Annotated in this window: 17 protein-coding genes; 14 read left to right on the forward strand and 3 right to left on the reverse strand. The window is 67.7% G+C overall.

What is annotated here, in order from left to right:
• The first annotated feature begins 21 nt into the window (after positions 1–21).
• Entirely contained in the window at positions 22–576 is a 555-nt protein-coding gene (locus AC3WQA_RS06385; protein WP_492674230.1) for a GspH/FimT family pseudopilin, read from the forward strand.
• Between the two features lie 67 nt (positions 577–643).
• Here AC3WQA_RS06385 and AC3WQA_RS06390 read toward each other — a convergent pair whose 3' ends face one another.
• The 3 genes from AC3WQA_RS06390 to AC3WQA_RS06400 form a co-directional block, all read right to left on the reverse strand.
• The gene (locus AC3WQA_RS06390; RefSeq protein WP_492674231.1) at positions 644–2,062 is read right to left on the reverse strand and encodes an SRPBCC family protein; all 1,419 of its coding nucleotides are present in this window, start codon (positions 2,060–2,062) and stop codon (positions 644–646) included.
• 252 nt (positions 2,063–2,314) lie between these two features.
• Positions 2,315–2,956 carry a response regulator gene (locus tag AC3WQA_RS06395; RefSeq protein ID WP_492674232.1) on the reverse strand — a complete coding sequence of 214 codons (642 nt, stop codon included), beginning with the start codon at positions 2,954–2,956 and terminating at the stop codon, positions 2,315–2,317.
• A gap of 120 nt (positions 2,957–3,076) precedes the next feature.
• On the reverse strand, positions 3,077–4,300 hold the full coding sequence (locus tag AC3WQA_RS06400) for a sensor histidine kinase (RefSeq protein WP_492674233.1): 1,224 nt from the start codon (positions 4,298–4,300) through the stop codon (positions 3,077–3,079).
• Positions 4,301–4,494: 194 nt separating this feature from the next.
• Between AC3WQA_RS06400 and AC3WQA_RS06405 the strand changes: the two genes are divergently transcribed.
• The 13 genes from AC3WQA_RS06405 to AC3WQA_RS06465 all read left to right on the forward strand — a co-directional run bounded on the left by AC3WQA_RS06405 (position 4,495) and on the right by AC3WQA_RS06465 (position 14,586).
• Positions 4,495–5,103 (forward strand): GNAT family N-acetyltransferase, encoded by a 609-nt coding sequence (locus AC3WQA_RS06405; protein ID WP_492674234.1) that lies wholly within the window; start codon positions 4,495–4,497, stop codon positions 5,101–5,103.
• Positions 5,100–5,858 carry a septum site-determining protein MinC gene (gene minC / locus AC3WQA_RS06410; RefSeq protein ID WP_492674235.1) on the forward strand — a complete coding sequence of 253 codons (759 nt, stop codon included), beginning with the start codon at positions 5,100–5,102 and terminating at the stop codon, positions 5,856–5,858. Before AC3WQA_RS06405 ends, minC begins: the two co-directional genes overlap by 4 nt.
• A gap of 54 nt (positions 5,859–5,912) precedes the next feature.
• Entirely contained in the window at positions 5,913–6,728 is an 816-nt protein-coding gene (gene minD, locus AC3WQA_RS06415) for a septum site-determining protein MinD (protein WP_492674236.1), read from the forward strand.
• Positions 6,729–6,732: 4 nt separating this feature from the next.
• Positions 6,733–7,011: a cell division topological specificity factor MinE gene (gene minE / locus AC3WQA_RS06420; RefSeq protein WP_492674237.1), complete on the forward strand. Its 279-nt coding sequence runs from the start codon at positions 6,733–6,735 to the stop codon at positions 7,009–7,011.
• Positions 7,012–7,048: 37 nt separating this feature from the next.
• Positions 7,049–7,561 carry a hypothetical protein gene (locus tag AC3WQA_RS06425; protein ID WP_492674238.1) on the forward strand — a complete coding sequence of 171 codons (513 nt, stop codon included), beginning with the start codon at positions 7,049–7,051 and terminating at the stop codon, positions 7,559–7,561.
• A 23-nt stretch (positions 7,562–7,584) separates the two neighbouring features.
• The gene (locus AC3WQA_RS06430; RefSeq protein ID WP_492674239.1) at positions 7,585–8,658 is read left to right on the forward strand and encodes a glycosyltransferase family 9 protein; all 1,074 of its coding nucleotides are present in this window, start codon (positions 7,585–7,587) and stop codon (positions 8,656–8,658) included.
• Positions 8,659–8,729: 71 nt separating this feature from the next.
• On the forward strand, positions 8,730–10,535 hold the full coding sequence (locus AC3WQA_RS06435; protein WP_492674240.1) for a DUF885 domain-containing protein: 1,806 nt from the start codon (positions 8,730–8,732) through the stop codon (positions 10,533–10,535).
• Between the two features lie 83 nt (positions 10,536–10,618).
• The gene (locus tag AC3WQA_RS06440; protein WP_492674241.1) at positions 10,619–11,722 is read left to right on the forward strand and encodes a T6SS phospholipase effector Tle1-like catalytic domain-containing protein; all 1,104 of its coding nucleotides are present in this window, start codon (positions 10,619–10,621) and stop codon (positions 11,720–11,722) included.
• Positions 11,723–11,897: 175 nt separating this feature from the next.
• Positions 11,898–12,284, forward strand: coding sequence for a fluoride efflux transporter CrcB (crcB, locus tag AC3WQA_RS06445; RefSeq protein WP_492674242.1), 387 nt, complete (start codon positions 11,898–11,900; stop codon positions 12,282–12,284).
• Between the two features lie 16 nt (positions 12,285–12,300).
• Positions 12,301–12,639, forward strand: coding sequence for a DUF190 domain-containing protein (locus AC3WQA_RS06450; RefSeq protein ID WP_492674243.1), 339 nt, complete (start codon positions 12,301–12,303; stop codon positions 12,637–12,639).
• Between the two features lie 5 nt (positions 12,640–12,644).
• Positions 12,645–13,763: a cyclopropane fatty acyl phospholipid synthase gene (gene cfa / locus AC3WQA_RS06455; protein ID WP_492674244.1), complete on the forward strand. Its 1,119-nt coding sequence runs from the start codon at positions 12,645–12,647 to the stop codon at positions 13,761–13,763.
• 257 nt (positions 13,764–14,020) lie between these two features.
• A complete protein-coding gene (locus AC3WQA_RS06460) occupies positions 14,021–14,278 on the forward strand; it encodes a type II toxin-antitoxin system prevent-host-death family antitoxin (RefSeq protein WP_492674245.1) in 258 nt (85 codons plus the stop codon).
• The gene (locus tag AC3WQA_RS06465) at positions 14,266–14,586 is read left to right on the forward strand and encodes a type II toxin-antitoxin system RelE/ParE family toxin (protein ID WP_492674246.1); all 321 of its coding nucleotides are present in this window, start codon (positions 14,266–14,268) and stop codon (positions 14,584–14,586) included. Before AC3WQA_RS06460 ends, AC3WQA_RS06465 begins: the two co-directional genes overlap by 13 nt.
• Positions 14,587–14,635: the final 49 nt, after the last annotated feature.

Genomic DNA, 14,635 nt, shown 5'->3' on the forward strand with positions numbered 1-14,635 from the left:
CTCTCCACGCAGGGGTGCATCATGGCCACACACCGGTTCCGCCATCGTCCGCACCGGCAAGCCGGCGTCACCCTGATCGAGCAGATCATGGCGGTGGCCGTGATGGGCGTGCTGGCCGTCGTTGCCATGCCGGCGCTGTCGCAGATGCAGGCACGCCATGAAGTTCAGACAGCACAGATGGACTTCATCTCGGCACTGCAGCACGCGCGCGCAACCGCCGCCATCGGCGGCAGGCCAGCCCTGTTCTGCCCCAGCCGCGACGGCACGCACTGCAGCGATGAAGCCCGCTGGGAAGGCGGCTGGCTGCTTGCCCGCGACCCGACGCATGCGGGTCAGCCCGCGACGGTACTGCGCACCGGCGGCGCCTATGCGCACATCGTCGTACTGGGTGATGCCGGGCGGCACTCCATACGCTTTCGTGGCGACGGCAGTGCCGGCGGCTCGACCAACACCTGGCGCATCTGCCGTCGCGGCCATCCGGAACAAGCGCTGGTGGTCGTGGTGTCCAACGCCGGCCGCGTCCGTGGCGCTCCGGCCAGCGCCGAACAGGCCGCCAGTTGCGCGGCGGCACAGTGATTACGGCAGTCGAAAAAACGAAAGGCCCTTCCGGGGAAGGGCCTTTCAAAGTTCGATGCAACCGGTTTCAGCGCTTGTGCTTGCCGGTGCGCTTGGCTTCGCGCTTCGCCTCGTGCTTGGCTGGTGCCGGCTTGGCTTCAGACGCCGCTGCCGGAGCCGCCGCCGTACTGGCCGCCACCGGCGCATCGCCCACCGCAGCGTTGTCTTCCTGCTGGGTCGGCTGCTTGATGCCGGCGTTCTGCTCCGGGGTCTGCTCCGGCGCGTTGGTGACCGGCAGGTAGACGTTGTACTCGGCGTAGCTGGTGATGTTGCCCTGGGCATCCTTCACTTCGGGCTTGATCTGGATGTCGTAGCTGCGATTCACCACGTCGTCGAACTTGTAACCGTGGGTGAGCGCGTAGGCCTTCAGCATGTCGCGCGTCGGCGGGACGCCGGCGGCGGTGCCGTCCCACACGCCCTCAAGCGCGGAGCCGCCGAAGGCCAGCGTGGCACGCACGTTACCGTCAATCGCCAGGCGACCGAACTTGTCGTGGTCGCCGGGCTTCAGCGCAGGCTGCGCGGCCGCATCGGAGCTGCTGTCGTCGGCCGAAGTACCCATCGCCGGCGGCGTGGCAGCGGTGAGCTGCTGGGTCTGGCCGTTGACGTTGACCGTGCTGGAGTCGATCGGCATCGCCACGTCGAAACTGTAGGTGGTGTCACCGTAATTGGTGGTGAAGACGATGCGCGGGCCGGTGATGTTGACGCCCAGGGTCTTCGCCGTGGCCTGGATCTGCGCCACCGCCTTGTTGATGGTGTCGTTCAGACCCTCGATGCCGTCCTTGCGCTGGATCTGCGCGGGCACCAGCAGCACCGGCGCCGGATCGGTCTGGCGGATGTACGGGATCAGCTGGCCGTAGTCGACGTTCGGCACCGAGGCCAGCACGTTCTGCAGGCTGTTCAGGCCGAACTCGATGAAGGAGTCGGGATCGCCGTGGATATAGAGGTTGGCGAAGCGGTTGTAGAGGTTCCAGCCATAGGCCACGTCATACGACCAGGTGACGTTGGTGAGCTGGTTGCGGTTGCCCTGGCGCTCCAGATCCAGGGTGAACTGCTTGTTGTAGCCCTTCCAGACGTTGTCCAGATCCCAGACGATCTTGGCGCTCTTGACGGTGCCGTCGATCTTGTCGAAATCGGGCGTGGCGCTGTCGATGGTGAGCGAACCGTTGCCCACGCGCGGGTCGGTGCTGATCCAGCTGATCTCGGCGCCGGGGCCGAAGGCCTTGCCGACATAGTTGTACTTGATCTGCTTGTCGTAGCTGCCCAGCACCGAGTACTCGGGCAAGCGACGGAAGTTGTCGAGCACGTCGTAGACCTGGCGCATGTCCTTGCCCACCACCAGCGAGCGCTCGATATGGCCGCTGCCCGGCATGATCACCGCAGCCAGCACGCCGAGGCCGATGACGATGGCCAGCGCCACGAGAAATTCAAGAACACGAACACGCATCATTCCAAGGTCTCCGAGCGTCTGTACGCGGTACTCAGGTGGTATCCGGCCATCGCACGAACCAGTCAACGGCTCGATCACGGGGAGTGGCCGGGGGTCGGCTTGCGCCGAAGGGCCTGATGTTACTTGCTCGAAGGCCGGAACGCCATCGGCTGGGGAACGGCTGCAAACCCTTGCCGCAACTGGCTTCCTGCGTCCCGATCGACGCCGCGTTGCAGCATCCGCCCGCGCATGGCGCATGCCGGGCGCAGCGGATCAGACGATGCCCATTTCCAGCGCCTTGAGCACCGCGCGGGTGCGGTCGCGCACGCCCAGCTTGGAGAGGATGTTGGAGACATGGTTCTTCACCGTGCCCTCGGCCACCTTCAGCGAGTTGGCGATCTCCTTGTTGGAGTAGCCGCCGGAGAGCAGGCGCAGGATCTCCGTCTCACGCTCGGTCAGCGGGTCGGGCTGTTCCAGGCTGGTGAACTGATTCTGCATGCGCCCCACCCCGGCCAGCAGCCGCTGGGTGACCATCGGCGCCACCAGCGAACCGCCCGCGGCCACCGTGCGCACGGCCTCCACCAACTGCTCCAGCGAGACATCTTTCAGCAGATAACCGCGCGCGCCGGCCTTGAGCCCCTGCAGCACCAGCTGGTCGTCGTCGAACGTGGTGAGGATGATCGTGGGTGGCAGCACGCCACGTGCGCCAAGCGCCTGCAGCACCTCCAGCCCGCTCATGTTGGGCATGCGCAGGTCGAGCAGCACCACGTCGGGTTGCACGCGGGGGATATCGGCCACCGCCTGCGCGCCATCGGCGCACTCGGCCACCACGCGGATATCCGGCGCCAGGTCGAGCAGCGAACGGACGCCCTGGCGCACCAGGGTCTGGTCGTCAACGAGACAAACGGAAATCATCGCAAGCCCTCGCGGCGATTGTCGAACCGGCCAACCGACCGGCAGCAGGGGAAACCGGGCAACACGCGAACCGTCGCATTCTGGCATGCGCCAGCCATGCGAACCCATGCGCGACACACATCAGCCCATCCTCAGCGCGGACGGTTCGACCCGCGATGGCGCGTGCGCCAGCGCGCTGCGCTCGCCCAGCGGCAGCCGCAAGGTGAGTGCAAAGCCCTCACCCGGCGCCGTTTCCAGCACCAAGCTGCCACCGAACTCAGCCAACCGCTCGCGCATGCCCGACAAGCCGTTGCCGGCTTCGGGCAACAGGGCGCCACGGCCATCGTCGCGCGCATGCAGGCCCAGCAGGCTGGGCCCGGCCCAGGCAAAGGTCAGCCACAGGTTGCGCGCGCCGGCATGCTTGGCAGTGTTGGTGATGATCTCCTGCGCGCAGCGCAGCAGCACCTGGGCGCGACGCGGGTCTTCCACACTGAAGCGCGGCGGCATGTTGATGTGCACGGTCAGGCCGGGCACACCCTCGACCAGGCTGCGCAGCGCCTGGGTGAGGTCGATGGCGTCGTCCTGGCGCAGCTCGCTCACCGCCTCGCGCACGTCCGCCAGCAGCAGCTTGGCCGTGGCCTGCGCCTTGCGCACGTGCACGAGCGCTTCTTCGTTGCAGACGTGACTGGCCACCTCGAGGTTCAGGCTGAGCGCCGTGAGATGGTGGCCGATCAAATCATGCAGTTCGCGCGCGATGCGCATGCGTTCGGCGATGCGGGTGGACTCGGCCAGCAGCGCGCGGGTGGCGCGCAATTCGGCATTGAGCCGCCGCTGCGCCTCACGCTCCTCGGCCTGCCGGCTGGCCACCAGCGACGCGATGAAGGCCAACGCGCAGATGCCCAGGTACATGCACACCTGAAGCAGCGCGGTGCCCAGCGTCCAGCCCTTGTAGCTGGCGATCAGCGGCACCTGCAGCAGATTCTGCCCGAGCATCCACAGCAGCCCCGCCAGCGTGGGCAACTGCCATGGCAGCACCACCGAAATCACCACCATCAGCATCGCCGACAGGCCGCTGCGGCTGGCCCAGCCCATCACCAGCGCCGAGCCGGTGAGCACCAGCAGCCCCAGCAGGCGCACCACCATCGCGCGCCAGCCCTCGGCGGTCATGCCCGCACGGCTGGTCAGCGCGAGATAGGTCAACGCGAAGACGATATCGGAGATCAGGCACAGCTCGGGCGAGCGCACACCCACGCGCACGCCCCAACTGTTGGGCAACAGTTGCAGCAGCGGCAGCGACACGCACACGCAGGTGAACAACCCCGTGTAGCGCAGCAGGCGGATATGGCTGAAATTCATCCATGTCATGCCGTGCATGATTGGCCAGGCGCGTGGCGCGCGCAATGCGCGGGAAGTCACCCCTGCCAGAAGGCATGGTCTGCTTACAAAGCTTTTACATGCGGCAACGCGAGGTGTACCGCCCGCCGCCGCATGCCATAATGCGTCGTTGCCGCGTGGTGCTTCAGCGCCTGCGGAACCGTCCCACCCTTGCGGAGCAACGCATGGCCCTCGCCATCCGCGACGTCACCGAGCACGACCTCGACGCCGTGCTGGCCCTGAACAACGCCGCCGGTCAGTCCATCCTCGCGCTGGACGCCGCGCAGCTGCGTTATTTCTTCGCACAGGCCGAGTATTTCCGCGTGGCCGAGATCGACGGCCATCTCGCCGGTTTCCTGATTGCCCTGCGCGAAGGCTGCGACTACGCCAGCCCCAACTACCGCTGGTTCGCCGACCATTACGCCGCCTTCGCCTACATCGATCGCATCGTGATCGCCAACGCCTACCGCCGCCACGGCCTGGGCCGCATCTTCTACTGCGACGTCACCAGCTATGCCGAGGTGCGCGTGCCCCTGCTTGCCTGCGAAGTGTTTCTGGAGCCACGCAATGACGTCGCCGTGCTGTTCCACGGCACCTATGGCTTCCAGGAAGTGGGCCAGCAGCGCATGGGTCCGCAGGGTCGCCTGGTGAGCCTGCTGGCCAGGGAACTGCCCAGTTACACCTACGTGCACGAGACCTACGGCGACCGCCTGCCGGACGTGCCATGGCTGGCCGAACGCCGGCGTCCGCCGGCACCCGACGCGCGTCGGCTGGTCGGGGAGCGTGGCCTGTGAGCGCCAATCCGGAAGTCGTCGATGCCTGCGACCTGCGCTTCGGCCAGGTGGGCCTGGCCTGCGTGCGCGTGCGCCGTGCCGACGCCGCCGTCCTGTACGAAGAGCTGGAACGCCGCGTGCACAGCGCGCCGCAGATGTTCGCCCGCGCCGCCGTGGTGCTGGATCTGAGTCACTTGTCCGAGCTGCCCGACGACGGCACGGTGGACGCCCTGCTGGAAGCCGTGCGCAGCGCCGGCATGCTGCCGGTGGGGCTGGCCTACGGCACCAGCGAAACCGAAGCCCTGGCCAAACGCATGGGGTTGCCGCTGATCGCCAAGTTCCGCGCCGCCTACGAACCGGCCCGCGGCCACGTCACGGCCGAACCCGCCACGGCGCCCGCCGTGGTGGCGCACCGTGAGGAGCGCCCCGTCGAGCCGGTCATGCCCGCCGCGGGCACCCTGCACCACGACGGCACCGTGCGCTCGGGCCAGCAGGTCTACGCCCGCGCCGGCGACCTGGTGGTCACCGGCGGCGTCGCCAATGGCGCCGAGGCCATCGCCGATGGCGATGTGCACATCTACGGCGGCCTGCGCGGCCGCGCCATGGCCGGCGCCCAGGGCGACGCCAACGCACGCATCTACGTGCACGATTTCCGCGCCGAGCTGGTAGCCATCGCCGGCCATTACCGCGTGTTCGAACAGATTCCCAAAGACCTCGAAGGCCAATCCGTGCGATGCTGGCTGGAAGGCGAAAAACTTCTGCTGGCCCGGCTGTAGCCGGTCGCAGGCGCGGCACACACAACGACAAGAACGTACCCGGGAGATGGTTCCTTGACTGCTGAAATCATTGTTGTCACCTCGGGCAAGGGCGGCGTCGGCAAGACCACGACCAGCGCCTCGCTCGCCACCGGCCTCGCCATCGCCGGCAAGAAGGTCGCCGTGATCGACTTCGACGTCGGCCTGCGCAACCTCGACCTCATCATGGGCTGCGAGCGCCGCGTGGTGTATGACTTCGTCAACGTCGTGCACGGCGAGGCCACGCTGAAGCAGTCGCTGATCAAGGACAAACGCCACGACAACCTGTTCGTGCTGGCCGCCAGCCAGACCCGCGACAAGGACGCCCTCACCCAGGAAGGCGTGGAGAAGGTGCTCGACGGCCTGTCCGAGGACGGCTTCGACTACATCGTATGCGACTCGCCCGCCGGCATCGAGAAAGGCGCGCACCTGGCCATGTACTTCGCCGACCACGCGGTGGTGGTGGTGAATCCCGAAGTCTCCTCGGTGCGCGACTCCGACCGCATCCTCGGCCTGCTGTCCAGCAAGACCCGCCGCGCCGAACGCGGCGAGACGCCGATCACCCAGCACTTGCTGCTGACCCGCTACAACCCCGCGCGCGTGGCCAACGGCGACATGCTGAGCGTGAAGGACGTCGAGGACATCCTCGGCATCGGCGTGGTGGGCGTGATCCCGGAATCCGAGCAGGTGCTGGCCGCCTCCAACTCCGGCGTGCCGGTGATCCTCGATGCCGCCTCCAACGCCGGCCAGGCCTACCACGACACCGTGGCGCGCATCCTCGGCGAAGAGCGCGCCATGCGTTTCCTCGACGTCCCCAAAAAAGGTTTCCTGCAACGCGTGTTCGGAGGCTGACACGATGGGCATTCTCGACTTCCTGAAGCGCCGACCCGAGCCCACCGCGGGACTCGCCAAGGAGCGCCTGCGCATCATCGTGGCGCAGGAGCGTTCCAACCGCGGCGCGCCGGACTACCTGCCGCTGCTGCGCAACGAACTGCTCGAAGTCATCAAGAAATACGTGCACGTCGAGATCGAGGCCATCAACATCAACGTGGAACGCGACAGCGGCCACGAGGTGCTGGAACTCTCCGTGGCATTGCCCGAAGGCAAGCAGCCCGCCGCCGCGCCCGCCACCTGAGCCCACGCCGCCCCGCCACACGGGGTGACCACCGCCGATGCCCGATACCTCCACCGTCCCCAGCGTGCTGCGCCTGGCCGACATCGACGCAGCCGCGCCCACTGCGCTGCTCGCCCGCTACGGCCTCGCCCTGCACCGCGTGGCCGACGCTGCGCCCATCCCCGGCAGCTACTGGGGCGATGACGAGGCCGGCATCATCGGCTGCCACGTCTACGCCCGCGCCGACACGCCGGTGCACTCGCTGCTGCACGAGGCCTGCCACCTGATCGTGCTGCCGCCGGAACGCCGCGCGCAGGTGCACACCGACGCCACCGATTCCGTGCCGGAGGAAGACGCCACCTGCTACCTGCAGATCGTGCTGGCCGACGCGCTGCCCGGCGTGGGCCGCGCGCGCCTGATGACCGACATGGACGCCTGGGGCTACAGCTTCCGGCTCGGCTCCACCCGCGCCTGGTTCGAGCAGGACGCCGAGAACGCGCGCTGCTGGCTGTTCGAACGCGGCCTGCTCGCCGCCAACGGCACGCCGACCGCCCCCGTCGCTGTCGACTGACCCCACCCATCCGCAGACTCGCCGTGGCCAACACCGCCTCCTTCGACCTTGACCACCTCCGCCGCCGTGCCGCGCGCGGCCTGATGCGTCTCGTGCTGGGCCAACCCGCCCAGCCCAGTCGCGAACCCCTGCCGCGCCGCGGCATCCACCGCATCCTGATCTGCCACATCAGCCACACGCTGGGCAACGCGCTGCTGCTCACGCCGCTGCTGCAGGAGCTGGAGGCGACGTATCCCGGCGCCGAAATCGACATCATCACGCGCAGCCAGATCGGGCAAGCGCTCTACGGCCACTACGACCGCGTCAGCCGGGTATTCCAGATGCCCGCGCACGGCTTCGGTCACCCCATCCAGTGGCTGCGCGCCTACCGTGGCATGCGCCGGGCGCATTACGACCTCGCCATCGATGTCGACCCGCAATCGCAGACCGGCCGCCTGCTGCTGCTGAAGGCACGCGCCAGCTGGACGCTGGGTTTCAGCGGGCCGAAGAAGAGCGGCAGCGTGACCCACGCGGTCGCCGTGCCCGAGCACGTGCAGAGCAAGGGCCAGCGCCCGGTGTACCTGCTGCGCCAGGCACTGGGCGCCGCGTCGGACGTCGACTACCCGACGCCGGACATCCGCCTCGACCCCGCCGAACTGGCACGCGGCGAGCAGGTGTTGCAGCGCGTGCTGGCCGCGGCACCCGCCAAACCGGAACAGCGCAAGGTCGTCGGCGTGTTCGCCAACGCCACCGGCCCCAAGCTGCTGGGCGGCGACTGGTGGAACCCGCTGCTGGCCACGCTGGAACAACTGCGCCCGGATTGCCGGCTGGTGGAGATCGTGCCGATGAACGGCCGCTCCATGCTGGGCTCGCGCTACCCCAGCTATTTCTCCACCGACCTGCGTCAGCTCGGCAGCGTGCTGGCCCATCTGGACGGCTATCTGAGCCTGGACTGCGGCATCATGCACCTGGCCTGCGCCGCGCGCGCGCCCACGCTGGGCATCTTCACCACCACCCGCGCCGACGAATGGGGCCCCTACGGCCCGGGCAACCACGTGATCGCCGCCTACGACCTCGGCCCGGCGGACGTCGCGCGCGAGCTTGCCGCGCGACTCTAATCCGCGCGCGAATGCGTGCCACGCCACGCTGCGCTAGTCTCCGTGCACCGCCCCACCACGGAGAACCCACGATGCTGCAGACGCTCACCCGCAGGGCCATGGCCTGCGCGCTCGCCGGTGCCCTCGCCCTGCCCCTGGCCAGCAGTGCGCTGGCCGACCAGGCCGCCACCGCGCCGACCACCACGGGCGCCAGCAGCTCGGCTGCCGACCAGGCCTTCCGGCAACTGGCCGACCACTACTTCGACGATTACTACTTCCCCACCAACCCCAGCACCGCCACCGTCGACGGCCTGCACGCCTGGGACGCCAAGCTGGAGGACTACTCGCGCGCCGGCGTGGATGCCGACGTCAAGGCGCTCAAGGCTTGGGAAGCGAAGATCGCCGCGGTCGACCCGAAGGCGCTCAGCGGCTACGTGCAGGGCGACCGCACGCTGGTGCTGGACAACATCCGCAGCACCCTGCTCACGCTGGAAACCATCAAGCCGTGGCAGAAGAACCCCGACAGCTATTCCAGCGGCATCACCAGCAGCGCGTTCACCCTGATGGAGCGCAAGTTCGCGCCGCCGGAGACCCGTCTGCGCGCGCTGATCGCCCGCGAAAAGCTGATGCCGGCCGTGCTGGCCGAGGCACGCAAGAACCTCGTCGACCCGCCGAAGATCTACACCCAGATCGCGCTGGAGCAACTGCCCGGCCTGGTGAGCTTCTTCGAGCGCGACGTGCCCGCCGCCTTCGCCGACGTCGCCGACGCGGATCTCAAGCAGCAGTTCACCGCCAGCAACGGCGCCGTCATCCAGTCGCTCAAGGATTACCAGCACTGGCTGCAGAGCGACCTGCTGCCGCGCTCGCACGGCGACTTCCGCATCGGCGCGCAGGCCTACCGCGACAAGCTGAAGTACGACGAGATGGTCACCTTGCCGCTGGACCGGCTGCTCGCCATCGACACCGCCAACATGCGCGCCAACCAGCAGCAGTTCGCCAAGGTGGCGCACGAGCTCGACCCGACGAAGACGCCACAGCAGGTGCTGGCCGAGCTGGCCGCCGACCATCCCGCGCCGGATCAGCTGCTGGCCACCTTCCGCGGCAGCCTCGACCAGTTGGTCGCCTTCATCCGCGCCAGGCACATCATCACGGTGCCCTCCGACGTGCGCCCCATCGTGGAGGAGACGCCGCCCTTCATGCGCGCCACCACCTTCGCCTCGATGGACACGCCCGGGCCCTACGAGACGGTGGCGAAAGAGGCCTACTTCAACGTCACCTTGCCCGAGCCGTCGTGGGACAAGCAGCACACCGCCGAATTCATGGCGCAGTTCAGCTACCCCGTCATCAACAGCGTGGCCACGCACGAGGCCTACCCCGGCCACTACATCCAGTTCCTGTGGATGCACCGCCTCGACGACCGCGTGCGCAAGCTGCTGGGCGCCAACACCAACGTGGAAGGCTGGGCGCACTACTGCGAACAGATGATGCTGGACGAAGGCCTGGCGCAATTCCTGTATCCGCACGACCGTCGCCAGCAACTGCTGCTGCGCCTGGGCCAGCTGCAGGATGCCCTGCTGCGCAACGCCCGCTTCATCGTAGGCATCAAGCTGCACACCGGCCAGATGACGATGGCGCAGGCGGTGGATTTCTTTGTCAAGGAAGGCTACCAGTCGCGTACCGTGGGCGAGGTGGAAACCAAGCGCGGCACCGGCGACCCCACCTACCTCTACTACACGCTGGGCAAGCTGGAGATCCAGCAGCTGCGTGCCGACGTGGCGAAGCAGCAGGGCAAGAATTTTAGCCTCGAACGCTTCCACGACGCCTTCATGCAGCAGGGCTTCGCGCCCATCGCCATCGTGCGCAAGGCGATGCTGGGCAACGACTCGCCGGTGTTGTGACGCGATCCGCGCCCGCGCCGGGACCGGCGCGGGCTATGCGGAGATATTGAACAGGCTCTTACGCACGCACCACGGAGAACGGCATGGGTACGCGCAGACTGGTCGCCCTGTTCGACGGTACCTGGAACAAGCCCGAGTCGAACACCAACGTGGAACGCCTGCGCCGGCTGATCGTCCCGCATGACGCCGCCGGCACCCCGCAACTCGTCCAATACCTGCCCGGCGTCGGCGTAGCGCCAGGGATCAAGCACCTCCTCGGCGGCATGTTCGGCTACGGCCTCTCCGACAACGTACAGGACGGCTACCGCTGGCTGTGCGCGCAGTGGCGCCCCGGCGACGAAATCTGGCTGTTCGGCTTCAGCCGCGGCGCCTATACCGCGCGCAGCCTCGGCGGGATGATCCGCAAGTGCGGCTTGCTGCGCCACGACGCCGGCGGCACCGTCGACAACGCCGCGATCTCCAGCGCCTACGCGTTCTACCGCGACACCACGATCAAGCCAGGCGACGACGCGGCCGTCGCCTGGCGTGCCGCGCACTCGAACGAAACGGACGTCCATTTCATCGGCGTGTGGGACACTGTGGGCGCGCTGGGCATCCCGGACACCGCCTCGTGGTTTCCGTTCGCCCGTGCGCGCTACCAGTTCCACGACACCGAGCTCAGCCGCATCGTCAAGCACGCCTACCAGGCCCTGGCGCTGGACGAGCACCGTGCCGATTTCGCGCCGGCCAAGTGGACGCGCAACCCCGCCACGCTCGCCCCCGGCGAATCGCCCACCGCGAAGAAAACCACGCAAATCGACGTCGAGCAACGCTGGTTCGTGGGTGCGCACGCCGACGTCGGCGGCGGCTACGACCACGACGGCGACGGCCGCGCGCCCGACCCGCTGCCGGATCTGCCGCTGGCATGGCTGCTTGGCAAGGCCGCCGCCACCGGCCTCGCCTGCCAGGCCTTCATCCCCCTGCCCGATGCCGGGCTGGGCACACCGCGCGATTCCTACGGCGAATTCATGGGCGGCCTGTATCGGCTCATCAAGCCGCCGTTCGACCGCGTGCTCGGCGGCGGCGTCAACGAAACGGTGGACGCGTCGGTGTGGTGGCACGCGCGCCACGCGTCCGGCTACCGCTCGCCCAGCCTGGCACAGGGCGTGCGCAGCGGCGTGGTCGCCGCGCCGCCCGACGCCGCATGAACTTGCTCGCGCCGCGCTTGCTTGGTTTCCACCGCCCAAGCTCCTAGCATGCGTGGGCGCGAGGGAGATGGCATGCCTCCCGTTCCTCCACCAGGGAACGAACCGCCGACGTGCAGCCGCACCGAAGCCGATGATGCCTGTCGTCGCCGCACCCTGCGCACAGGAGACACGACACGTGAGTTTCAACGGCTTTCTCGCGGTAGGCCTGGGCGGCGCCATCGGCTGCTGGATACGCTGGCTGCTGGGCATCGCGCTCAACCCGATCTTCCCCACCGTGCCGCTGGGCACGCTGACGGCCAACCTGCTCGGCGGCTTCATCATGGGCTGCATGATGGGCCTGCTCGAACACTTCCAGGCGCTGCCCCCGGAAGTGCGGCTGTTCGCGCTCACCGGCTTCCTCGGTGGACTCACCACCTTCTCGACCTTTTCCGCCGAAGCCGACACCTTGCTGCTGCGCCAGCAATACCTGTGGTTCGGCGGCCACGTGCTGCTGCACCTGGTGGGCACGCTGGGCATGACCATCGTGGGCATCGCGCTGACCCGCGGCCTGCTGCGCGCCTGAGCAAGGAGACCCGGACATGAGCCAAGAGACGAGCATCGACGGCGTATACCTGCGCTTCTTCATGCACCTGCATGCCCGCCACGACGGCCTGCTGGTGTCGGATTGGCTGCTGCAGCTGGCCAAGCGGCACAAGCTCGGCGGCGGCTCGGTGTTCCGCGCCACCGCCGGCTTCGGCCGGCATGGCGTGCTGCACCACGAGGCCTTCTTCGAGCTGGCCGACGACCTGCCGGTGAAGGTGGAATTCCTGCTGCGCGAGGACGAGGCCGACGCCCTGCTGCAACTGGTGCGCGCCGCCGGCGTGCCCCTGGTCTACGCCCGCACGCCGACCCGCTTCGGCATCCTCGGGCAGGCGTGAACGCGATGCGCCGCGGCTCACTGCAACAGCGCGCAAGCGACTTGCTCGCACTGGCCGGCATCCGCATCGGCGGCGACGCGCCCACCGACCTCGCGGTGCACGACCAGCGCCTGTACGCGCGCGTGTTCGCCCACGGTTCGCTGGGTTTGGGCGAGGCCTACATGGACGGCTGGTGGGACGCCGACGACCTCGCCGGCTTCTTCGCCCGCCTGCTCGATGCGCGCGTGGACGAACACATGCGCACCCTGGGCACCGCGCTGGCGCACCTGCGCGCCCGCTACCTCAATCGCCAGCGCGGCGCGCACGCCTTCGACGTCGGCAAGGTGCACTACGACCTCGGCAACGACCTGTTCGCCGCCATGCTGGGCCGGCGGCTGGTGTACTCCTGCGGCTACTGGGCGCAGGCCGACAAGCTCGACGACGCGCAAGCCGCCAAGCTCGACCTCGTCTGCCGCAAGCTGCGGCTCAAGCCCGGCCAGCGCGTGCTCGACATCGGCTGCGGCTGGGGCGAAGCGCTGAAATACGCCGCGGAGAAATACGGCGTCACCGGCGTGGGCATCACCGTCTCCGAGCAGCAGGCCGAATTCGCCCGCGCGCTGTGCAAGGGATTACCCATCGAGATTCGCCTCGAGGACTACCGCGAACTCGACGAGCCCTTCGACGTGGTGTATTCCATCGGCATGTTCGAGCACGTCGGCGGCAAGAACTACCGTGCCTACTTCGAGACGGTACGCCGCTGCCTCAAGGACGACGGCCTCTCCGTGCTCCACTGCATCGGCAGCAACGGCGCACCCGCGCAAACCGACCCGTGGATCGAGAAATACATCTTCCCCAACTCGATGATCCCCGCCGCCAGCCAGGTCGCCGCCGCACTGGAGGATCTGTTCGTGGTCGAGGACTGGCACAACTTCGGCGCCGACTACGACCGCACCCTCAGCGCCTGGCGCGCGAATTTCGATGCCGCCTGGCCGGAGCTGTCGAAGCGCTACGACGAGCGGTTTCGGCGCATGTGGCACTACTACCTCGCCGCCTCCACCGCCGTGTTCCGCAGCCGACGGGATCAGTTGTGGCAACTGGTGTTGAGTCCGAATGGCGTGCCGGGCGGGTTGCGAGTGCCTCGGTGAGACGCACGCCATTTCCCCTCTCCCGCTTGCGGACGCGGGGAAGGGCCATGGATGGCCCTGCTTGGAGGAGCGAGGAAGAGGGGTTTCAGCGGCGGCTTGGTGTGTGGCGTCAGTGCGAGCCGGCGGCAACGTGCGTCAGACGGCATGCGGCGGTGTTGCCATTCGAGGCGGAAGGCTGCGCCGCCGCTTAACTCCGATGCCAAGTCTTTGCCCCCGCGGCACTTGCACACCCAGAAGTGATACTTTAGTGTCACTTCATGCGTACCGAACTCGTCACGACCCTCAAGCGGCAGGCCACCGAACTCCTCTCGGACATTGAGCGGGACAAGCAGCCTATTCTCATCACCCAGCATGGCCTGCCAAGCGCGTACCTGCTGGATGTTGAAACCTACCAGCTCATGCAGCAGCGCATGACCATCCTGGAGGGCATTGCGCGTGGCGAGCAGGCTCTTGCCGAAGGGCGCACGGCCACACACACCCAAGCCAAGAAGCGCCTCGCCAGATGGTTGGGATAGTCTGGTCTGAGCCGGCATTGGCTGACCTGGACGCCATTGCGGACTACATCGCTCTTGAAAACCCGGTAGCTGCCTCAGAACTGGTCAAGCGCATCTTCAACCACGTTGGCCAACTTGCCGACCATCCTGAAAGTGGTGGCCGACCGCAAGAACTCGGGAAATCACGCTACCGGCAGATTGTGGAGCCACCATGCCGCGTCTTCTATCGTCATGACGGGCATAAGGTCTTTATCCTGCATGTCATGCGTTCCGAGCGCCTACTCCGCAAGGGGCAGCTGGTGTCCCGCTCAAAGCAGGCAAAGACCTGACGATTCCCGGGAGACTTCCCCGTCAACCCATGCGCATGAGGCTTCTGCG

The organism is Rhodanobacter sp. FW106-PBR-R2A-2-24 (assembly GCF_058789615.1).